The organism is Nitrospirota bacterium (assembly GCA_015233895.1).
Classification (GTDB): Bacteria; Nitrospirota; Thermodesulfovibrionia; order Thermodesulfovibrionales; family Magnetobacteriaceae; genus Magnetomonas.
In genome coordinates this window covers 274090-296777 of record JADFXG010000001.1, presented here as the reverse complement: position 1 = coordinate 296777, position 22688 = coordinate 274090, and the positions used below count along the sequence as shown (strand labels likewise).

Sequence of the window (22688 nt, the reverse complement as noted above, 5' to 3'; positions counted from 1 at the left end):
GTAATTCAAAATGAAATTTGTTGAAACATTTATCAGCAGACCGGTAGGAACCACTCTTATAACGATAGCTGTGGTTTTAGCTGGGGTGATTGCCTTTATGTGTCTCCCTGTCTCTCCGCTTCCACAGGTGGACTTTCCGACAATATCGGTAAATGCTGCTCTTCCCGGAGCGGACCCTGAGACAATGGCGACATCTGTTGCCGCTCCCCTTGAAAAACAGTTTACCCGCATAGCCGGTGTTACCGAGATGACATCAACTAGTTACAGGGGTTCAACCTCGGTTACGCTTCAATTTGAGCTTGACAGAGATATCAACGGCGCTGCGCGTGACGTTCAGGCCGCTATCAACGCAGCACGCAGTTATCTTCCGGCAAACCTTCCCACTAACCCCTCATACCGGAAAGTTAATCCGGCTGATGCCCCGATTCTCATACTGGCGCTCATCTCTGACACTGTCAGTAAGTCGCGGATGTATGACATTGCATCCAGCGTGCTCCAGCAGAAAATCTCTCAGATGAAAGGGGTTGGCCAAGTGTTTATCGGTGGTGGGTCGCTGCCTGCCGTAAGGGTAGAGCTAAACCCTAATGCGTTAAGCAGATACGGCGTTGGACTTGAGACAGTTCGCAGCGTGATTGCCTCCAATAATGTTAACCGCCCAAAGGGACAAATATCTCAGGGAGATAAAACCTGGGAAATTGTAACCAATGACCAATTGCATGGCGCAAAAGAGTACCTTCCTCTTATTATCTCTTCAGATAATGGTACAGTGCTGCGTCTTTCCGATGTCGCTTCTGTGGAGGACTCGGTTGAGGATTTGCGTGTTGCCGGTTCGGTTAACGGAAGGCAGGCTGTTATGCTGGTTATCTTCAGACAGCCAGGAGCCAACATTATAGAGACAGTGAAGGGCATTCGGGATGTTATGCCTCAGTTAAAGACAATTTTACCTGCTGCCGTGGATTTATCTGTAGTGCTTGACAGGACGCCTCCAATAAGAGGCTCCCTTAAAGAAGTTGAGCGCTCGCTGGTACTTTCTGGTATTTTAGTGATACTTGTCGTATTCTGGTTTATAAGGGATTTCAGAGCGACATTAGCGCCTGGTGTTGCCGTGTTTGTTTCCATTACCGGTACGTTTGCCGTGATGTATCTGTTGGGTTATTCTTTAAATAATCTTTCTCTGATGGCTCTTACGGTTGCCACAGGGTTTGTTGTGGATGACGCTATTGTTGTGCTTGAAAACATATCGCGATACAGGGAAAAGGGGATGTCTCCGCATGAGGCGGCGGTGATTGGTTCAAGAGAGATTGCTTTTACGGTGGTTTCTATGAGTCTGTCACTGGTAGCGGTGTTTATTCCGATTTTACTTATGCAGGGGATGATTGGGAGGCTTTTTAAGGAGTTTGCCGTCACGCTTTCAGTAGCAATACTAATCTCTTTGGCAGTCTCTCTTACGACAACACCTATGATGTGTGCTACCGTTATTAAGGATAAAAAGGAACGTAAGCACGGGTTTTTGTATGCTATTAGTGAGGGTTTCTTTAACAAGATATTGCATCTCTATGAAAAGAGTTTAAATGTAGCGCTTCGTCACTCATTTTTAATGCTCTGTTTAACGATACTTACGGCAATAACCAGCGTGTATCTGTTTGTTACGGTGCCAAAGGGGTTTTTCCCGGAACAAGACAGCGGACGAATTGCAGGGAGCATTCAAGCCTCACAGGACACATCGTTTCAGGCGATGAAGGGCAAACTTACGCAAATCATCAACATCATACAAAAGGATCCGGATATCGAGCATGTGCTGGGATTTACCGGAGGCGGCGGCGGTGGGGGCTCAACCACAAACACAGGACGGTTATTCCTTTCCCTTACTCCGTTTGAAAAACGAAAATCCTCCGCTCAGGAAATCATGAAAAGGCTGCGCAAAAAGCTTAACACTGTTGCAGGAGCGCCCACGTTTCTTCAGCCCGTGCAGGACATTCGTATTGGAGGCCGCATAGGTGGCGCACTGTATCAATATACTCTTCAGGGGGAAAACATAGCTGAGCTTAATATGTGGACACAGAAACTGACCGGGAAATTAAAAACCATGCCACAGATTGTTGATGTCAACAGTGATTTACAGGTTGGGGGGCGGCAAGTTACACTTGCGATAGACCGCGACACGGCCTCACGCTTTGGCATAACTCCACAGGCTATAGATGCTGCCCTGTATAACTCTTACGGTCAGCGGCAGGTCTCTGTTACATACACGGCGCTAAACCAATACCACGTGGTAATGGAGGCTGCTCCGCAGTACTGGCAGTACTCTGACACGCTGAAAGACATCAATGTTTTTACCGTGGATGGAAGACGTATTCCGCTGAGTGCCTTCAGCCGATACGAGGAAACTCCAACCCCTTTAGCGGTAAATCATCAGGGGCAGTTTCCGGCAACAACGATATCGTTTAATCTCGCTCCGGGTACAGCGCTTGGCGATGGGGTAAAGGCAATAGAGAGAGCTGCTTTAGAGATGGGAATGCCAAAAACTGTGCGTGGAACGTTTGCCGGCACAGCGCAGGCGTTTAAAGACTCCCTTGCTAATGAGCCCTTGCTGATACTTGCCGCTTTGATTGCTGTTTACATTGTGCTCGGAGTGCTCTATGAAAGCTATGTTCATCCGATAACGATTCTTTCCACGCTTCCCTCAGCAGGAGTTGGGGCGGTGGCAGCCCTTTTCATATTCAAAATGGAGTTAAGCATAATAGCAATCATAGGGATAATACTTCTGATAGGAATTGTGAAGAAAAATGGGATAATGATGGTGGATTTTGCACTGGATACCGAACGCAGACACGGAAAAAGCCCTAAGGATGCAATCTATGAGGCATGCCTTCTAAGATTCAGGCCGATTATGATGACAACGATGTCGGCACTTTTAGGGACACTGCCCCTTGCCCTTGGCACAGGTGTTGGCTCAGAGCTTCGCCGCCCTCTGGGGACTACAATTGTCGGCGGATTAATTTTGAGCCAGATGCTGACCCTTTACACAACGCCGGTAATTTATTTGTACCTCGACAGACTGAGGTTATGGGTACAAAGGTTCAGAAAACGCAGAGTAGAATGAAAGAAGAAAATTATATTATATAAGGGATGGCGCTGCCCATAACGGCGGGGGTGCCTCACCCCTCCCTTATAATCCCTTCCCCTAAAGGTGATTCCCCTGCCGCAAGGGGACTAGTCCCCTTGACCCCAGGTTTTTTGTCAGCGATAATCTCAAGCCGTCATTGCGAACCCCCGCAAGGGGGTGTGGCAATCTCAGCTTTTAATATATTTGCCATTTTGACTGTTATTGTTGGTAAATATTTTTTTAACCGGCGTACCGCCGCTTAAAAAGTTTCACAGCGAGCTCTGCCCGCTAAACAGACGAAAAGATTAAAAGATTTATAAATATTATTGCAATCCTGTACTGAAGTGCAAGAGCCTTGGTTTGCTGTTTTGGCCGAGAAAGAAGCTGCCAAATTTTACATATTTATGTTGTATAATAGAGCATGAAGAGGAAGTCCCTGTACGAGACAAACCCTTACTTGAAGGATCCGGACAAGTGTTGGGAATATTTTATTACGTCGGTAAGTTCCTCTTGCGCCATCGAGGGTATATCCGTATCAGAAGAGGAATCATGGGCTATAATCAATTCAATCAAAAAGCGGCAAGAGAAACCGAGCAAGAGCATAACTAAGTCTTTTTCATCGTCTGGTTGATAACATCAACGAATATCTCCGTCATTGGGTGTAGTTTTTACTAATTTTTATCCTTTATATCTTGAAAGTTGAGTCTTAGGCCGCACGTCTTAGCTTTTATGTGTTCTCATCTACTCTGAGATTTCGTGGTTCATGTAACTCGTAAGAACGTCCTTCTCGCGTAAGCAAACCTGTGCAGGATATTATCTCTTGATTATCATGTGCCTGTACAGCTTTATGGTAATCATTATCTTCTAAATCTATTATAACGTTCCTTGGTTGCTCATCAACATTACCTACTATGGTAACTTTCCCTTTAGGCGCACCCTCAGCCCGTTCGAGTTTTACAACCTGTCCACGAAGTTCGAAATCGTCACGTGTTGTTGTTATTGCACGAAATAGCCTTGCAGCTTCTTTAAACACTGGCATGCTATCTGATAAGAATGTTATTTTACTTTTAATTGTTGCATCGTTTACAGGACGACTTACAGACCATGAAAAATTTACTTCTAAATCTCGAGAGGTTTGTCCTTCAGATGCAATCCCATAAATAGCATCGCAAAGATTGGCGCTCACTCCTTCTTTAACTGCAGATTTAAAACCCTCAAAACTTCCAGTTGACACAGCATTGCTTGCAGCATTATTTGCTGCTGCTACAGCTTTAACCAAAGTCGTTGTTACCTGTCTTTCAAAAGGCTCATCTATTTCAAAAAGACGTTCGCTCTCTTGTAAGCTTAGCACTGGTGGAACACGTGAAATGACTGTTATTACATAGCTGCCGCGTTCAGTTTGTCCCATCCGGACTTTTTTTAAATAGTCTGCTGCCTTAGTTGGTTTTTTGGTTTGGAAAACTTCTCTTTTTTCAATCGCTGCACATGCACCAGCTATAATCAAGTCACATGAACTCTTTATTATTTGTGCACCAGCCTCGATTGAAATTGTTCCATCGTCTGACTCTGCATCTTTTATATGCAAGCGTATAATATCGGCAGATGAGGTGAGTAAGTCGTTAACAATTTCCAATTGAGACCGCTCTTCAACAGCCTCAAGAGTTTTGAGTATATCCGCCATGCGCAAAGCAAAATCACCGAATTCCCGATTTAGCGGTAGTATCGCCTCAAAGTCACCATCCTTTACCCATGTTGTCCATTTGCCTGTATTGATTTTTGACTGTTGCCATCCTTTTGAACGGAGGTATGCGATTATTTCTAAAGGCTTAAGAGCTAAAAGTGTTTGTTTATCGTAAAAGGAAGTTTTCATGGTAATTCTCCATTACCTATACGATACATCATATGTTTCAGGTTGTCAACGGTAAACTGTTGCTTTCGCGGCAAATAAACAGTAACAGTTTCCGTATTATCCTTTTCTTTCTCACCATACAATGACATCCAGTAGCCGCAATGCCGCATTGTGAGCTCAAGCTCTGAGTGATTCAACCACTTCTCTATTTTATCTGGTACCACAACAACTACCAAAATACGTGGGACCATGTAGTTTATATGCCTTAAATCATCGTAGTTTTTAATATTAAGTGGGAATCTTATAAACTCATCACCCATAACGTTTTGTGACGTGCATTTCAACTGCAATTCAATTTTGGGAGATTTAAATGTTCCGCTTACTCCCACTGCTGTAATACCCCAGTCCACACTTTCAATATCTACATTTGGCTTATAGCATGTATAACCAGCCACTGCTGTTACAGCGCAAAGATATGCGTTGCTAAACTGTTCTTTTTGTTGATTTATATTCACAGTTATACCTCCACAAAAATTTCCGGATCTTTAATACATATTTGTTCTGAAATCAGCTCTGCTAATATATACAGATTGAGAATAAGTATGTTATTCCTCATGGTGTAACCTAATCTGTCTCATGGATAGGCTCCCTACTCTCAAAGAAATTATGTACGTTTTTACTCTCCATTTGTTTTTGCGTTATAAAATGCTCTCCGTTAAAATAGATAAAGTATTTTAACACTTTCGGTATGGGTTAGAAAATGGCGGCATATAAGATGCTAAAAAGACGGTAAGCTTAAATACTTACTTCACGATAACAGTTGGTACAACAGACATCCCTACCCTCAGCACGTGTTCTTTTACTGTAGTGTTATCAAGAACAATTTTTACAGGAATACGCTGCAGTACTTTAACGTAATGGCCGCTGGCGTTTTCTGGCGGAAAAAGTGAAAACACCGACCCAGTACCTGCCATTATGCTGTCAACGGTTGCATTAAATATTTTTCCGGGGTAGGCATCCACAGATACTTCAACCTGCTGTCCGGGGCGAATCTTTGCAACCTGTGTCTCTTTATAATTGGCAACCACCCAGATGTCATCAAGTGCAACTATTGCCATAAGTGGCTGGCCAACCTGAATGCGGTTTCCGGTTTCTACGCTTTTTTTGTTCACATATCCGGAGGCTGGGGCATATACCTTTGTGTAACTCAGGTTATGGGCTGCCTCCTCTGCGAGCGCCTCTTTCTGTTTGATTGAAGAGAGCTGTGAGCTCTGCAGCGCCTCTGTCTGTTTTATGACCGATTGCTGGGTTTTAACTGCAAGCTCCGCCTGTCTGAGCTGCTCCAAAGCGGAGTTTTTAGCCGCAGTGAGGACTGTGTAATTTGTCTGAGCCCTTTCGTATTTCTCCTTAGAAATAGCCTCATCTTTGTAAAGGTTTTCCGCTCTTTTTATATCCAGTTGCGCTTGTTTGAGGTTAGCTTCTGAAAGAGCGACATTTGCCTGTGCAATAGCTGTCTTTGCACCATGTTCATAAAGCTGGCCTTTGGCAGCATCAAGCCGTGAGTCTGCCTCGCCTGCCTTTGCTCTTTCAGCACTTAATGCAGCCTCTGACTCTTTTAAGTGCAGCGCATAATCGGTATCATCAAGTTCTACAAGCAACTGCCCCTCTTTGACAAACTGGTTGTCTGTCACATAGATGCCCTTAACCGTACCGGAGACTTTTGCTGACACTGTGTGAATCGTACCCTCGACAAAGGCATCGTCAGTTGAGATATGATGAGCCTTGTACCTCAGGTAAAAAAGGGTGATCAGCCCTCCGACTACAATTATCGTTGTTAAGACTGTTATCGCAATTTTTTTCTTATTACCACTATCTGAAGTATTATCTGTTGCTTGCTCCATGTTATGTTTTATCCTTCATCTCTGAGTTTTATTTATAGTGTTTTCTTTTTGAACACTTCAGCCATATCCGCTCCGCTTAAATAGAGAAGCCCAGCAGAAGCGCGTTTCATTTCATAGAGGGCGCTGAAATAGTTGGTCTCAGCATTGGCCAGAAGCGTTATAGCGTCTATGACATCTGTGGCAGTTCCCTGTCCCTGTTCATACCGAATCTTGTTAATCCGCAGGTTTTCAGTTGCCTGTTCAATTGAATCTTTTAATACGGCGAGTTTTTCCTCAGCGTTTTTCATATTAAGGTAATACCGCTCTACGTCAAGCCGGATATCTTCAACGAGTTTTTTTCTTTCCTCAGCGAGTTTCTCTGTCATCAGTTTCAACTTTGATACCTCAGCCTTAGTGCTCCCGCCGCTAAAGAGATTAACACTGGCCCCTACCATTACAGACCAGTTATTTTCATACACCTGGTAGTCATTTTGCATATAGCCGTAGCCACCTTGCACATAGAATGTGGGGAAAAATGCGGCGGTTTTACTTTTTTTCTGAAGATTCAATGCGTTAAGTTGCTTGTCCAGAATTTTTATCTCCAGTCTTTGGTTTTCAGCCATTTCCCAAAAATGCTCAACTGACATAGCGGAGAGGGTTGTCTCCTCCTCGTCAACAATGTGTAATTGTGAACCTAATGGCCGCGATAAGATATTGTTTAACTTAGAGACTGAAACTGCTTGCATGTTTTTCAGTGAGAGATGCCGCTGCTTTGCATCGGAGAGTTTCACCTCAGCTTGAAGGAGGTCATTTTTTGTAATCACTCCTTCTTTAAAAAGAGAGCGGGCAACTCTCAGGTGCGATTCAAGCCTCTCAGTTTCAGCCTGTGACACTGTAACGAGTTTTTCAAATTCAAGCGTATCATAACAGCCTGTGATAAACTCAAGTGCAACAAGGTTTTTGGTACGTTCGTAGTCATACTTAACTGCATCAAGAGCCGAGACAGAGGCCTTGTAACGTGAAATATTTGCGCCAAAGTCAAAAATGGTTTGCTTAGCGCTTACCATATAAGAGAGGGAATCTCTGTTACCCATCGGCACCTGCATGGAACCAAAGATGGCTGTAGGTGTATGTTGTAAAAACCCCTGCGATATTTCAGCATTAACTGAGGGCAAAAGCGGTGCAGCGGCAATGTCTGTTTCCCGCTCGGAGATATTAACGCTTTGAGACGCTATTTTTACAATCCGGTTTTCGTCTGAAACGGCAATGGCTACTCCCTCAGAAATTGTCATGGTTTCTGCGGCTGAGGGTGAAGGCGCAGACATTTGTGCAAAGCAAATCCCATGTGTTAAAAACAAAAAAATAACGAAGTGAAAAGCCATCATGGGTATAAACTGCTTTTCAAAGCTGGTTTTCATCACTCATTATATTCTATAAAAACGGCGGATTTTTGTCAAATGAATTGGATGATAAGCCAGTGCTTTGCCAATGGAACCCTCCCATCCCACTGACGAAAGCACAATAGAGAAAGCTAATGGTATAATATAAAGATGAGGGATATACACTTTCATCTGTCATACCGGGCAGCAGTTCATTATGCGCTGGCAGTTGTGATATTAAGTGTATATAGCGCGCGTGTGTGTCCTTACTGTGCAGAGGTTGTCATAGGAAAGCGCCTGGTGTTTTTTGCGGTGTCTTTTGGAATAGCATTTCTTATCAGGACTGTCTTACTAAAACATGGCATCTTAGGCAGCCAGTACATTTCTCAGATAAAACGCCAGATTGTTCTTGACTACGGACTATTCACACTTTCTACGCTCAGCATTGCTTTGTACAACTTCTATGCTTATGCTTTTCCTGCTGTCAGCGGTATAAAAGTTCTTGTTGGCGCATTGGCCCTCGGTTTTTATGCAGCCATTGATCTTGGGCTTGAACGGGAAAGAATTATAAATATGGAGATAAGGCATACCGGAAAGGATATAAAAGTCACCGGAGATTTTATGCAGCTTACCTCAAAAATAATCATCGCTGCCACTTTAAATATGTTATTTATGATGCTTGTTGTCTTTTTGATTATTCACAGGAATTTTGATCTGTTTTCGCACAATGCAGAACCGGTTAATTCCGTTTTTACAAAAGAAGTATTGATTGAAACCGCATTTGTTGTTGTAATCATTCTCATTGAAAACATTAATCTGATAATTTCTCACACAAAGAACCTTAAACTGTTCTTTAAAATTGAAAACAACGTGCTTGAGGCAGTAGCTAACGGCGATTTAAACCAAAAGGTAGCCGTTAGCACAAATGACGAGTTTGGAGTTATGGCCACATATTCCAACAAAATGATAGAAAAACTAAGGGAACGCACAGAGGAATTACAAAAGACCCGTGACGTTACCATATTGTCTTTGGCAAGCCTTGCTGAGACAAGAGACAGTGATACCGGAAAGCACATCCTGCGCACACAAAGATATATCAAAGCAATTGCCATGTATCTGAAAAATAACCACAGATTTTCCGGATACCTCTCAGATGAAATTATTGAACTTCTGTACAAATCCGCTCCCCTTCATGACATAGGAAAGGTGGGAATACGTGATGCAGTGCTTCTTAAAAACGGGAAACTCACCGATGAGGAATTTGAGGAGATGAAAATGCACACGGTCTATGGCAGAGACGCTCTCTTAAAGGCCGAGATGGCAATCGGCTACAATTCCTTTTTGGACATAGCAAAAGAGATAGCCTGCTATCACCATGAAAAATGGGATGGCTCCGGCTATCCTGTGGGTCTTAAAGGAGACAATATACCTATTTGTGGGCGGCTTATGGCGCTTGCTGACGTTTATGACGCCCTCATCACAAAGCGGGTTTATAAAGATGCTTTTTCTCACGATGTTGCCAAAGAGATTATCATAAAAGGACGCGGCAGCCACTTTGACCCCGATGTTACAGATGCTTTCATTGCACTTGAAAAAAAGTTCGTTGCAATTGCAGATAAATTCAAAGACGAACATTAGAAAAGTCAGCCTTCAGGGCAACGCCATTTCCCTTACCTATTTTCTCTCTCCGCTTTGGATTCCATTACAGTCCACGCATAGTTTGAATCAAACACTGTAGCCTCAGGGTTAGGAAGTGTTTTTAGTATTTCAGCTCCGGGTGGCTCAATTATAAGATCTTTCCCCTGATGTAAGAAGTAATCTATTACCTGTCCGGTAAGAGTGTCCATAAGCCAGGCGGTCATTCTGTATCTGTTAGGGAGAAGTTTGGGATTTTCTATCTGGCATAGAAGTTCAACTGCGCCGGGACGCATCTCTAACCCTGCTCTTTCAGAATTAAACGACAGAAAGTCCACTCCGTAGTGGTTTCCTACCTTTACAATGAGATATGATTTGGGAAAACCCGCTGGCAGAGTGCATCTTACAAGGAGATTAATATCGTCTCCAAACTGTACCGACTCCACTGGATTACACTGTGCATCGGTGGGAGTAACTGTGATGGTTTTATCCTGTGGCTCACTGTCTTTTGACGATGTGCCGCTTACAAGGCTGTAGTACAGGTTTATCGCATCATCAGCGCTTGTAAGGGCTGCCGTTTCGCCTTTAGATAACACCAGCACACGGTTACATAGTCTGGCAACTTGTCTTACGTTGTGGCTGATAAACACTACGGTTTTCCCATTTGCTATCAACTCATGCATCTTGGAAATACATTTTACCTGAAACCCGGCATCCCCAACACTTAACACCTCATCAATAAGCAAAATATCGGCATCCACATGGGTGGCAACGGCAAACCCAAGGCGGGCAAACATGCCGCTTGAATAGTGCCTGAGCGGAGTTTCTAAAAATCCGGAAAGTGCGGAAAACTCCACAATGCTGTCAAACCTGCGGTCTATTTCACGTTTTTTCATTCCAAGTATTGCGCCGTTTAGATAAATGTTCTCCCTGCCGGTTAGATCCGGATGAAACCCTGCACCAAGCTCAATAAGCGCTGCAAGCCTCCCCGATACTTTTATTGCCCCCGTGTTAGGCACAAGTATTTTGGCAATCAGTTTTAATAAGGTGCTCTTACCGGCTCCGTTTGGCCCTATTATGCCAAAGGCCTCACCACGTGTGATGTCAAATGATATGTCCTTAAGCGCCCAAAACTCCCCCTGACGCAGTTGGCTGTCCCGCAAAAAGAAACTCTTTAAAGCGCCCGGCAGCAAATCCCTCAGAGAGTTAAATCTCTCACCCTTTTTGAAACTCTTACTCACATTAGAGCATTCTAACGCCGTATCAGACATACTATAAAATCTCCGAAAAAAAGGACTCGGCTTTATGGAAAACCCTTAGGCCTATAAAGAAAATCCCTGCCGACCACAAAACACAATAGCAAAGCCAAAACACATCGGGGCTCTGGTGGTACACGCACACACGGCTTATGCTCTCTAAAATGCTCCCAACCGGATTTAGTAATAAAATGCGTTCCCATTTTCCAAACATGGAGGCATCATAAAACACCGGTGTAAAAAATATCCCAAACGCTAACACCACCTCAACAATGTACTTTACATCTCTGAAAAACAAGTTAGCACACGATAAAAGCAGCCCCGCGCCCACGATAAACATTATATATAATATGAGTAAAACCGGAAACCATAAGGTGTAGATACTTATCCCAACCCCTGTCACTGCAAAAATAAACATAATCACAAATAGTGGAATAAAGAAATCGAAAAGATTAACCAAAACCGAGGACAAGGGTAGTATCTCCCGCGGGAAATATATGTGGACGATGAGCCTTCCGTTTTGAATGAGACTGTTTGTGGCAAACCGGATTGAGTTTATGAATAACGACCAGTGGATGGATTTAATTGCCATAGCAGCAAGCCCCTGAAATTGCAGAGGTTTACCTGTAGTAAGAGAGAAGGCCGCTTTGACGACAAATCCTGAGGCCACAATTACCATAGGCAGAAAAAACGCCCAAAGAAAACCCATCACAGACTGCTTGTACCGGATTTTTATATCTCTCAGCGTAAGCATGTAAAGAAGCTCTCTATATTGAAGTATTTCTTTAAACATTATTACAGTTGAGCAGATAAGTTATTGTGCTTCATGCCTGATACGTGTCGGACAGTTTATTTTCGATTGCGTAACGTACCAGTTCGGCATTATTTTTTAACTGAAGTTTTTCAAGAATATTGCCCCTGTAGGTGTTGATAGTTCTTACACTTAATGACAGCAGCTGTGCAATCTCCCTTGGAGTTTTCCCTGATACTATCATGCCCATTACGTGGAATTCTCTGTTGGTTAAGTATTTATGCAGAGGCTTATCGGTTTTGCTGTCAAGTTCGTATGCAAGTTTTTCAGCAAGAGTTGCAGTTATATATTTGCCGCCGGATGCGATTTTCTTTATAGCCTTAAGCAGTTCCTCCGGCATCGCTTTTTTGGTCAAATAGCCCGAGGCCCCCAGCTTTAGCGATTGTATCGCATACTCCTCCTCCGGGTACATACTGAGCATGAGAACCGGCAGGCCGGGATAGTCATGTTTTATCTGCTCCAGTGTCAGAAGGCCACTCTTGTCGGGCAAAGAAATATCCAAAATTACGATACTGAATTGGAATTTCTTTAATTGTGCGATCGCCTCTTTTGAGGTTTTGGCCTCTATAATTGTCTCTATGGTTGGCTGTCTGTGAAGAATCTTTATAATTCCCTCTCTTACAATAGGATGGTCGTCAACTAACAGAATATTTATCATTGCCCAATTGAGCCCTCGGGAATAAGCAGCTTTACAACCGTTCCCTTATTTGTTTTTCCTTTAATCTCCATTTGCCATCCAAACAAAGCTACACGCTCTCTCATTCCCATAAGTCCAAGGGAATTATGGTCAAATACCTTTTGCCGTTCTATTCCAACACCATCGTCAACTACTTTTACAACAAGCCCGTTATCATTATTATACATGAACACGGTAACTTTATTTGCATTTGCGTGGCGGCATACGTTTGTAAGCGCCTCCTGGTATATACGAAAGAGTGCCGTAGAGGATTCAGCGCCAAAGCTGCCAAGTGAAGATGTGATGTTACTGTTGTATCTGACATCGCACTTAATCCCCGTGCGTTGCGTAAACTTTTTTGCCTGCCAGTCTATGGCTGCAAGAAGGCCGAGCTGGTCTAAAATACTTGGGCGCAGGTCTGTTGCTATGTCGTGCATACGGTCAATTACGGAATCAATTGATTTCTCGATGTCAAGAATTTGGGAAATCATCAGAGAATTATCACCTGAAACATCAGGGACAAGCAGTTCGTCTATGTCTATCTTTAACGACGTAAGGGACTGGCTTATTTCGTCATGGAGTTCTCTGGCAATTCTGGTCCTTTCTTTTTCAATCAGTGACTGGAGGCGGATTGCAAAAGAGCGGAGTTGTTCCTGTGATTTTATCAGTTCATCTTCGATAGTCTTTCTGTAAGCAAGTGCCTCTTGCAGTTGGTAGTTAGTTTCCCGTTGAAAAGTGGAAAGAATGTTGCCGATATTTAATGCCGATATAGCTATAAAAATCCCTCTGATAAACCGCACAGGAAGGTTCGTTACCGAATGAAACCACACGACATTCAAAACACTTGCAGGGAAAAAACTGCCTTTGGGGACAATTAACCCGCACAGTATGCCATAGACAAGGAAAGACAGTGCCAATACCCAAAACTTGTACTTCATATAGGTTGCACCTTTTATTTTCTCATCCTCAGTGTGATAATATATGATAAATCCAGCCCCGGTAAGAACTGAACCAGTTAGCCCCATAAAGTACCTTGACAGAATATTTGAAGTAGTTAAAAAGTTGTCCGATTGAAGTGAAATTACCGCTATCACAAGTAAAACAACTAATACTAACCAGATGTCTAATGAATACTTACGATTGAATTCAGGTTTTATGTTTCGCATACACATTCTTAATCCAAAATCCAGCAGGAAACAGTAGGAAACGATAAGAAACCCCCATCTTGCGTAATCAATCAGTTGAGACCTGCCCTTAATAACAACCCACATGTCAAGCCACTCATTAATACCGTGCAGTACTCCAAATACGCCCAAAAGCCAGATAATTCCACTGATTTTAAAGATGCTGTTTGATTTACTTTGGGTTAAGATGCCATAGCCCATTATAAAAAATGACAGGCCATAGACAAAATAAATTACGTCTAAATCATGTGCAAAATATATCTGTTCCACTACAAAAAGCCCTCCACGATGTAAATTATAACGCTTATACGGGCAAATAGCCATAGGTAATTTACCTATAAAAATTAGGTGTTTTGACTACCTTAAATATATATTATTACGTGTTGATATTGGGCTAATGTTAACCATAAAATAAGTCAGACGCGTGGATATATCCGTCGGATTGGTTTACTAAATACCAAGTTGCGCTCAAAAGAGGAGATTGCCACACACCCTGCGGGGGTTCGCAATGACGGCGTGAGGCTTGTACATGAGCTTCCCTATCTGTCATTACGAGGAGCGTAGCGACGTCGTAATCTCCTCTTTAAATTATAGTTTAGATTGCAACTCGGTATAAGTAGGGCCGTTAATGCAGAGAGAATATTTACTGAAAAGCGCTCTAAAGATGCCGTGTTTCAGAAGCGCTAAAGGAGGTTGGAAATGTCTGTAATAACTATAAGCGGTGCGGCTTACGGTATGAGCAGGAAAATAGCAGAGGGTGTTGCCCTCCAGATGGGATATAAGTGTTTGGGCAGTGAGATAATTACATTAGCCTCGGAGCAGTTCAACTTATCAGAGAGTGAGCTCAGAGAGGCTGTGGAAAATGCCCCTTCTTTTTTGGGAATGTCACTTATTAAACGGGTAAAACTCGCAGCGTATTTACAGTCGGCTTTGGCTAAGTATTTTCTTAAGGACAATATCGTGTATTACGGGCCGGCAGGGGAGGCACTTATCCGAGCAGTGGCACACGTGCTGAAAGTACGAATTCATGCCGACACTGCTATAAGAGTGCAACGAATGCAAACAGTTGAAAACATCACGGAAAATGAAGCCGCAAAAAAACTGCTTAAACTGGACAGGAATCGCCATAAAGTGAATAGTCTTCTATATAAAATCAATGAAAGCGATCAGTCTGTCTACGATTTGGTGGTTGAACTTAAGGAATCAGATACGGAAAGCGTAGTATCCCTGATATCTGATGAAGCACTCCTGCCAAAGTATAAGGCGTCAAACTATTCTGTACACTGTCTTAAAAACATCGAACTGGCCAGTCGTGTTAAGGCCGCACTCATTAATATAGACCACGAGATAGATGTTCGGTCAAATGGCATATTGTATATTCACACTAAGGCAGCTGAAGCAGAGTACAAAAAGCGGGTTAACGATATAAATACAGCGATAGCAGAAATACCCGGCATACACAGAGTTGAAATTACCGTAACCGAGGATGTATTCGCACAGTATGCTTCCAGTATGATTAGGTAATCAAATGTGTTGGCTTTATAAAAAAAGGAGGTAAGGCTTGAAAAAGATTTTAGTAATTGACGACAGTTGGGATATAAATTCCCCCGTGCTGCAATACGCAATAAAAGCATCAAAAGCTGCTGATACCGCAATAATCGGCATATTACCAACCCGGACCGGGGACAGAACGCAATTAAACAAGCTGGAAAGACAACTTAATTCAGTCAAAGAGAGATTTGCACAGGATGGGATAAGTTTCAACTCCTATGTTGTAAGTGTGGAGTCGGAGGTGTTTATAGACAAAGTTAAGGCACTGATGCCGGCAAGTCTTGTACTGGCAGGTGACACCGTTTTTTCAGATGCGCTAAAAAACACCGGAGTGACTTTAAAGACACTAAAAGAAGCACTGTCCTGTCCGGTTACAACTGCCCGCTCGCTAAACGTAGCCCACGCTAAAGCGGATAAACACGGTAGCGTTAACTGGGGCATGTTTGTTGTCTATGCACTGTGTTCGATGGTGATGTACGGTGTACTTTATCCAAGGATTGAGACACTTAACATAAGGTTATTTATGACTATGAGTGTCCCAGGGGCTGTTGCCGTACTGGCTATAGTGGTTGTTCATGCCTGGGTATGGGGAAACACTGTTCATATCCTGCCAAAGATGTTTAACCTTGAAAAATAAATACGGGCTTTATATACACCGTAACAGGAGGAGTTTTTAAATGATAGATCCACATATAATCGAAAGAGCGGGTATGCTGACACAGATTTTAGGTGCTCATCCGTGGTACATGCTGGGTTTGGTTGTGCTTGGCTTTATTGGCGGGACAATTTCAGGGTTTATTGGCTCAGGCGGGGCTTTTTTAATGACCCCGGGAATGATGAATTTAGGCGTACCTGGCGTTATCGCAGTTGCCAGCAATATTGCCCATAAGTTTGGAAAGGCAATGATGGGCTCTAAAAAGCATAGTGAACTGGGTAATGTTGATAAAAAGCTGGGGATTTTCCTGCTCATTACTGCCTCATTAGGAATAAGCCTTGCGGTTTTTGTAAACAAGTTCTTTTTTGTTAAAATGGGAAAAGACGGCTCAGACCTTTATGTTAGTACCTTCTTTGTTGTCGTGCTTAGTATAATCGGCACGTTTATGCTAAAGGACGCTCTGAGGTCAACGAGACAACCTGGCAGCGGGCCATCGGATAAGTTTTTGAAAATATCCAGAAAATTTCAATTTAAACCTATGATACACTTTAAAGTAGCCAATGTGGATATCTCCCTGTATTCTATCCTTGTTGTGGGTTTAGCTACTGGTTATATGGCAGGAACAATAGGTGTGGGAGGGTTTATTGGCGTCCCGGCTATGATTTATCTGTTTGGTGTGCCAACGGCATTGGCAGCAGGCACGGAGCTCTTTCTTGCCGTGTTTACGGGAGGATGGGGTACCTTTAACTATGCCCTCAGTGGGTATGTGGATTTAAGACTGGTGCTTTTGCTGTATGCTGGTTCTTTACCGGGAATATATTTTGGAGCAGTGGCTACAAAAGTGGTAAAAGAACTCTACATCAGGTTGGTTACGGCAGTGCTTATACTTTTATGTGTCGTATCACGGCTGCTTGCAATGCCTGTCAACTGCAAAAATTTAAATTGGATAAACCTCGATGCCTCTACAGTTTCCGCACTTGAGATGGGAAGCAAGATTTTTCTCTTTGGAAGCGGACTTATCGCCACATTTCTAATCCTCTTTTGGACATTCAGGGCAAAAGTAAGGGAAAAAGGTATAGTTGAGGTCAGTTACTCAGCGAGCGTGGAATAAATATGGGCAGACAAGAGGATAAATGCCGCCTTATGGTCATAGACGATGAGAGCATCGTCTGTAAGCGCCTTAAACAGATTATGGAAAAGGCAGGGTTTGAGGTCGCAGTGTTTGGTGATGGTGCACATGCTGTGGAGGAGTTAAACAATAAGCATTATGACATCATACTGACTGACTTTAGGATGGATGGCATGGATGGGATGAAAGTTCTTGTATCGGCAAAGGAAAAGAACCCTGCATCTAAAGTCATTATTCTCACAGGTTTTGCCGAGACTGAAATGGTCAGAGAGGCTTTTAGAAAAGGAGTGTTTGATGTTCTTTCAAAACCCGTTGAGATTGACACAATTAAACAGGTTATCGGCAGGGCAGAAAGGGAACTAAACGAATCAAAAAATGCGGCTGTGGCTGCATTAGGCAGGTAATAAACCAAATGACTAAGGTTATGAAAAAAATCATGGTGGCATTTTCCAGAAAGGAACCCACCTCCGATATGAAACTCTCCCTGAGGGTTGTATATAACCGTTTTCGGCAAATGCTAAACAGCAACAACCATGCGCTTGAGATTATGTCCGATATGGGAAACAAACTCGGCGGTAATTATATCTTTGATATTAACTATATAAAAAAGTCCTATTCCGAGTTTTCCGATACCGTGTTTCAGTCCATCTACAACTTAAACGCTCTTTCTCAGAACAAATACCTATATCTTCACAGGGTGTTTGAAAGGATTAATACCCAGGTTAACAGAATTCTTCAGGATAAGGCGCCGGTGGATTTAAGAGAAACGGTTCTGTTTTACAGAAACATCACATGGGAAATGTCGGATGCGGTAGGAGGGAAAAATGCCGCCCTTGCCGAGCTCGGTAACTACCTTAATCTTAACATTCCGGATGGTTTTGCTATAACAACCGGAGCATTCAGAGAGTTTATGGAGTATAACCATCTTGAGGAAAAAATAGAATCACTGAAAGCAGAATATACATCTGTAAGTAATGGTTTAGATGACGCTTTTTTCGAAAAAGCGCAACAATTGGTTAAGAGCGGCAGGTTACCTGCACATATGGAGGCAGAGCTGGATACGGCTCTGACAAGATTAAGCGGCGGTAGCGGCAAGGTCACTTTTGTAGCAATAAGGAGCAGTGCAGATATGGAGGACTCAGAATTGTCATTTGCCGGAGCGTTTAACACAGTGTTAAACGTGCCTGCTGAGATAGCAAGTCTGGCTGAGGCGTATAAAACTGTAATAGCAAGTTTATATTCTAAAGAGGTACTGGCATACCAAAAACACCATGCACCACAAAGTGACATGATGGCGGCTATGAGTGTAGGCTGTATGAAAATGGTAGAGCCCCACGTAAGCGGAGTTGTATATTCCTCTGACCCTGACAACATTGAAAAAGATATTGTCATTATAAGCGCAAACCGGGGGCTGTGCACGACAGTCACAGACGGCATTGTGGATGCCGATGTGTATATTGTTGAAAAAAATGAGCCTTATAAAATTTTGGAAAGGAAAATCGGCAAAAAAAATGTGATGGCAGTTTGTGACAAAGGCGGAGGCATAAAAAATGTGCCTGTATCCGGGGTTGACTCACAGAGGCCATGTCTCAGTGAAGACAGGATAAAAGCGATTGTGCGCCATGCTGTCATTATAGAAAATTATTTTAAAAAACCTCAGGATATTGAATGGTCAGTTAGCAGCAGTGGTGAGTTAGTGTTTCTACAGTCCAGGCCTCTTAAGATATCCGAAAGCCAGTTGAAAAGGCATGAGGATATTTATACAACCCTGAAAAAATATAATATAATTTTTGAAAATCAAGGCATAATTTCATGCCGCGGCATTGGGGCTGGTAAGGTGTTTGTCTTGAGGCGTATGGAGGACCTTAGAGACTTTAAAAGCGGCTCTGTACTTGTTGCTAAGCATGACTCCTCGCAGTTTATAAAGATAATGCCAAAGGCTGCCGCTATTATTACAGACGTTGGCACCCCAACAAGCCACATGGCAAACATAGCGCGTGAGTTTCATGTGCCTACTATTGTAAACACCGGTACAGCAACCTCTGTGCTGCAAAATGGCCAGGAAATTACCGTTGACGCTGAAGACAATAAGGTGTATGACGGGACAATAAAGGAGCTTATCAGATATAATATCACAGAGGATATTAATTTTGCAGAGGAGAGGGAATTTAAGATTCTGAAAAAAATACTGAGATACATGACTCCTCTTAACCTTACCGACCCTCTTTCTGGTGGCTTCACATCTGAGGGGTGTCAGACATGCCACGACATCCTCAGATTTATTCATGAAAAGGGCGTTGAGGAGCTTACCAATGCAGGCCGTTACAAAGAGATATTACACGACAACGGCGCCGTTAAGCTGGATATACCGATACCAATGGAAATATGTATAGTGGATATTGGCGGCGGGCTCAACGGGGTTAACGGTAAGGCACAGCCTGAGCATATAACGTCTATTCCTTTCAGGGCGATTGCAGAGGGCATGATGTGTCCCAGTGTGTGGCACTCTTCTGCCGATTCAATCGCTGTGCCGGTTGCTGCAAGACGGTACGGCAGGGGGGCTTTGTGCCGCAGCGGAGATAACGTTGCGGTAGTGTCGCAGGAATACGTTAATCTTACACTGAAATTTGGGCATAATTTCACTATGATTGACAGTTACTGTAGTGAAAATATTAAAGAAAGCCATGTCTATTTCAGATTTGTGGGCGGAACTCAAAAAAAATCGCAGTTAGGAGATCTTATAGCCACCGTATTGAGAGAATTAGACATGAGAGTTGATATAAAGGGCTCTGTTATTATAGCCCGCACTGATAACATTTCTCGCCCTGAGATGGAACTTCTGCTTAATTCCTTAGGACGATTAACTGCCTATATTCAACAGTTTGATACCCTTGTCTGTGACGATCAATTAGTACGGCATTACTCCACAAGTTTCCTCCATGGGAGATACCACCTAAGCCAGGCATGATAGGGTATCTTATCGGCAAAGCCGGATCGCTGCTTCGGAGTTTAGGTGGTATAGTTAATAATAAAGATTTTTCAGATGAGCTTCTTATTCCTGACGACGATTATCATAAACTCAGGAGCAGATACTACAGTTATAAGGACCTTCTTTTAAAAAACAACGAGCTTCTAAACACCCTTGCAGTAATTGAAGAGGAAATAGAAAATAAAACAATAACCGTGCTTGCTTTGAAATCATATTTAGCAAGAATCTTTAGCACGTCCTTTAGTTTCATACAGAGTTTGAATGATATGACAGACGACCGTTATATGTTTCTCTTTTCGGTACTTGAACACATTAAGGAAAACACCATGGCTATACTTGAGGATGAACCCATGCAGCAGGCGTGCAACTTTGTTATGCCAATTGAAAAGGTAACGGCAAAAGATATAAAAGACACCGGCGGCAAGGCAGCTAACCTCGGTGAGCTTCTTAACGTATTGAACCTGCCCACTCCACGTGGCTTTTCGATTATGGTATCCGGGTATAAGGAGTTTATGTCTGTAAACGGCCTCAACCGCAAAATCGAATCTCTGCTTGCCCCGCTTTCTATGGACTCATATGAAGAGATTGATTTGGCATCTGAGGAGATAGAGAGATTGATTATGAGTTCCAGTGTGCCTGCGCAGATAGAGGAGCAGATACTGAGTGAGGCAGCAAAGATAGGCAACAATAAGAGGTTTTCTGTTAGATCAAGCGCAGTAGGGGAGGACGGCAAGTCTTCATTTGCAGGGCAGTTTAAGAGCATATTGAATGTGCCTGTGGAGTCTTTGACAGATGCGTATAAGCAGGTCGTAGCCAGTAAGTATGGCAAAACGGCACTCTACTACCGCCTTGCCAAAAACATCATGGACAGAGACATTCCTATGGCGGTGTTAGTCCTTGAGATGGTTAATGCCCGCTCAGCCGGTGTGCTTTACACGCTAAATCCTGGCAGCCCCGATAAGGACGAGGCAATTTTAAGCTCTATATGGGGACAGGGCAGGTATGCAGTGGATGGAACAATCCCCCCTGACGTGTACATCTTAGACCGTAAAACGGACGGTACCATAATCAATAGAATCATAACCAACAAAAGCGTGGAACTGGTGTTGGACGAAAGTAGTAGCGTAAAGGAGGTTCCTGTTCCCGAGGATTTCCGTAAACGTCCTGCTGTGTCTGAGGATGAAATCGAAACTCTGTACGATTTCGGCTGCATAATAGAGAAGCACTTTGAAACTCCTCAGGATATAGAGTGGGCTATTGATGAAAAGGGCAGGGTGGTAATTTTACAGGCGCGCTCCCTGCACGCTAAGAGGGTTTTCTCCCCTGCAAATCCAAGAACTCCCCGTCAGGCGGCAGCATCAGCAAAAAAGGTTATCATAGCAGAGGGGGAGACAGCCAGTCGCGGAGTTGCCTCCGGACCGGTTTACTTCATTGACAGATTCTATCATATTGCAGAGTTTCCTAAAGGGGCAGTAGCTGTGGCAAAGAGTTCCTCTAACGATTATGTGAGACTGATGTCTTTAGCCTCGGCTCTTGTGATAGAGACCGGCAGCCGTACCAGCCACCTGGCAACAGTGGCGCGTGAGTTCGGTATCCCTATGGTAATAAACGTAAGAGACCTTCGAGATAAGCTTAAGGGCGTAAACACTGTAACAGTTGATGCAGACTCAGGGCGTATATATGATGGGCGCACTATAGAGGTTAATACAACAATTGCAGCGGAAAATGCTGTTTCCGATGAATACCTGCAATCAGCATCGGTAATAAAAACTGCGATGCGAAACATCACTCATCTTAATCTTGCCACAATCAGCGAGGCCGATGTTTCAGCAGATGACATCAGCACTGTGCACGACATAATCAGATTTGTACATGAAATATCGGTTAAGGAGATGTTTCGTATAGGGAAACTTACGGAAAGCGGGAGTTCCGCTCAGGAGCTTGTGTCGGCACGGATACCGCTGCGGTTTTATGTTATAGATCTTGACGGCGGAGTGATTGATGAAGCTAAGTTTTTGAAGAGGTTATCTATAGAGCATATAAGTTCAATGCCGTTTAGGGCACTGTGGCGGGGGATGATTCAGGAGGGTGTGCGTTGGTCAGGTCCTGTGGCGATAGATATGGGAGGGCTTGCCTCGGTAATGATGCGCTCTTTTGTAAGCACAGGAGTCACTGAGGAGGGCGGCAAGGTATATGTCATTATTACCGACAGTTATATTAATTTAAGTGTAAAGTTAGCGTATCACTATTCAATAATAGACTCATTTTGCGGAGAGAGTTACATCAACAACTATATCAATTTCCGTTTTAACGGAGGCGGCGCCGGTGTGGACGGAAGAGGCAGGCGAGCGTTATTTATTAAAGAAGTGACGGAGGCATTTGGTTTTAAGGCGGACATTAAGGGAGACCTTGTAATAGCCACACTAAACGGTGCTTCAAAAGAAGAGACGGAGGAAAAACTTGAAATGCTTGGCCGTCTGCTTGGCTGTTCCAGACAGTTGGATATGGCGATAAGCACTATGGAGGCTAAGGACTGGTACGTTAAGGCATTTTTAGAGGGTAATTACTCGTTTACTATGTAATATATT

At 43.3% G+C, this 22688-nt stretch carries 17 protein-coding genes; 9 read left to right on the top strand and 8 right to left on the bottom strand.

The annotated features are described in order from the left end of the window. Positions 1 to 10: 10 nt before the first annotated feature. Complete coding sequence (locus HQK88_01280) at positions 11 to 3103, top strand: multidrug efflux RND transporter permease subunit (protein ID MBF0615428.1); 3093 nt, start codon at positions 11 to 13, stop codon at positions 3101 to 3103. A 424-nt stretch (positions 3104 to 3527) separates the two neighbouring features. Further along, positions 3528 to 3737, top strand: coding sequence for a hypothetical protein (locus HQK88_01275; protein ID MBF0615427.1), 210 nt, complete (start codon positions 3528 to 3530; stop codon positions 3735 to 3737). Positions 3738 to 3833: 96 nt separating this feature from the next. Here the strand turns inward: HQK88_01275 and HQK88_01270 are convergent, their stop codons facing one another. The 4 genes from HQK88_01270 to HQK88_01255 all read right to left on the bottom strand — a co-directional run bounded on the left by HQK88_01270 (position 3834) and on the right by HQK88_01255 (position 8253). Further along, complete coding sequence (locus tag HQK88_01270) at positions 3834 to 4976, bottom strand: hypothetical protein (GenBank protein MBF0615426.1); 1143 nt, start codon at positions 4974 to 4976, stop codon at positions 3834 to 3836. Further along, positions 4973 to 5470 (bottom strand): DUF4365 domain-containing protein, encoded by a 498-nt coding sequence (locus tag HQK88_01265; GenBank protein MBF0615425.1) that lies wholly within the window; start codon positions 5468 to 5470, stop codon positions 4973 to 4975. The genes HQK88_01270 and HQK88_01265 overlap by 4 nt, the downstream gene beginning before the upstream one ends. A gap of 288 nt (positions 5471 to 5758) precedes the next feature. Next, positions 5759 to 6856 (bottom strand): HlyD family secretion protein, encoded by a 1098-nt coding sequence (locus HQK88_01260; GenBank protein MBF0615424.1) that lies wholly within the window; start codon positions 6854 to 6856, stop codon positions 5759 to 5761. A gap of 32 nt (positions 6857 to 6888) precedes the next feature. Next, positions 6889 to 8253 (bottom strand): TolC family protein, encoded by a 1365-nt coding sequence (locus HQK88_01255; protein ID MBF0615423.1) that lies wholly within the window; start codon positions 8251 to 8253, stop codon positions 6889 to 6891. A 132-nt stretch (positions 8254 to 8385) separates the two neighbouring features. Here HQK88_01255 and HQK88_01250 point away from each other — a divergent pair, with 132 nt between their 5' ends. Beyond that, positions 8386 to 9852, top strand: a complete 1467-nt coding sequence (locus HQK88_01250; protein ID MBF0615422.1) for an HD domain-containing protein — start codon at positions 8386 to 8388, stop codon at positions 9850 to 9852. 32 nt (positions 9853 to 9884) lie between these two features. On the opposite strand, the gene HQK88_01245 is transcribed toward HQK88_01250, so the two are convergent. Genes HQK88_01245 through HQK88_01230 form a run of 4 tightly spaced genes read right to left on the bottom strand, consistent with a single transcriptional unit; the run spans position 9885 to position 14046 of the window. Beyond that, positions 9885 to 11120, bottom strand: coding sequence for an ABC transporter ATP-binding protein (locus HQK88_01245; protein MBF0615421.1), 1236 nt, complete (start codon positions 11118 to 11120; stop codon positions 9885 to 9887). A gap of 1 nt (position 11121) precedes the next feature. Further along, positions 11122 to 11898: an ABC transporter permease gene (locus tag HQK88_01240; protein ID MBF0615420.1), complete on the bottom strand. Its 777-nt coding sequence runs from the start codon at positions 11896 to 11898 to the stop codon at positions 11122 to 11124. Between the two features lie 31 nt (positions 11899 to 11929). Continuing rightward, entirely contained in the window at positions 11930 to 12574 is a 645-nt protein-coding gene (locus HQK88_01235; GenBank protein MBF0615419.1) for a response regulator transcription factor, read from the bottom strand. Beyond that, positions 12571 to 14046 (bottom strand): sensor histidine kinase, encoded by a 1476-nt coding sequence (locus HQK88_01230; protein ID MBF0615418.1) that lies wholly within the window; start codon positions 14044 to 14046, stop codon positions 12571 to 12573. Before HQK88_01230 ends, HQK88_01235 begins: the two co-directional genes overlap by 4 nt. Before the next feature lie 429 nt (positions 14047 to 14475). Here HQK88_01230 and HQK88_01225 point away from each other — a divergent pair, with 429 nt between their 5' ends. From HQK88_01225 to HQK88_01200, 6 genes are read left to right on the top strand one after another with little or no spacing between them, the layout of a single operon-like run. Next, the gene (locus HQK88_01225) at positions 14476 to 15300 is read left to right on the top strand and encodes a cytidylate kinase-like family protein (protein ID MBF0615417.1); all 825 of its coding nucleotides are present in this window, start codon (positions 14476 to 14478) and stop codon (positions 15298 to 15300) included. A gap of 37 nt (positions 15301 to 15337) precedes the next feature. Continuing rightward, positions 15338 to 15964: a hypothetical protein gene (locus HQK88_01220; protein ID MBF0615416.1), complete on the top strand. Its 627-nt coding sequence runs from the start codon at positions 15338 to 15340 to the stop codon at positions 15962 to 15964. A 40-nt stretch (positions 15965 to 16004) separates the two neighbouring features. After that, on the top strand, positions 16005 to 17093 hold the full coding sequence (locus HQK88_01215; protein ID MBF0615415.1) for a sulfite exporter TauE/SafE family protein: 1089 nt from the start codon (positions 16005 to 16007) through the stop codon (positions 17091 to 17093). Between the two features lie 2 nt (positions 17094 to 17095). Further along, the gene (locus HQK88_01210) at positions 17096 to 17515 is read left to right on the top strand and encodes a response regulator (protein ID MBF0615414.1); all 420 of its coding nucleotides are present in this window, start codon (positions 17096 to 17098) and stop codon (positions 17513 to 17515) included. An 8-nt stretch (positions 17516 to 17523) separates the two neighbouring features. Continuing rightward, positions 17524 to 20079 (top strand): hypothetical protein, encoded by a 2556-nt coding sequence (locus HQK88_01205; GenBank protein MBF0615413.1) that lies wholly within the window; start codon positions 17524 to 17526, stop codon positions 20077 to 20079. Then, positions 20076 to 22682, top strand: coding sequence for a hypothetical protein (locus HQK88_01200; protein MBF0615412.1), 2607 nt, complete (start codon positions 20076 to 20078; stop codon positions 22680 to 22682). Before HQK88_01205 ends, HQK88_01200 begins: the two co-directional genes overlap by 4 nt. Positions 22683 to 22688 lie beyond the last annotated feature (6 nt).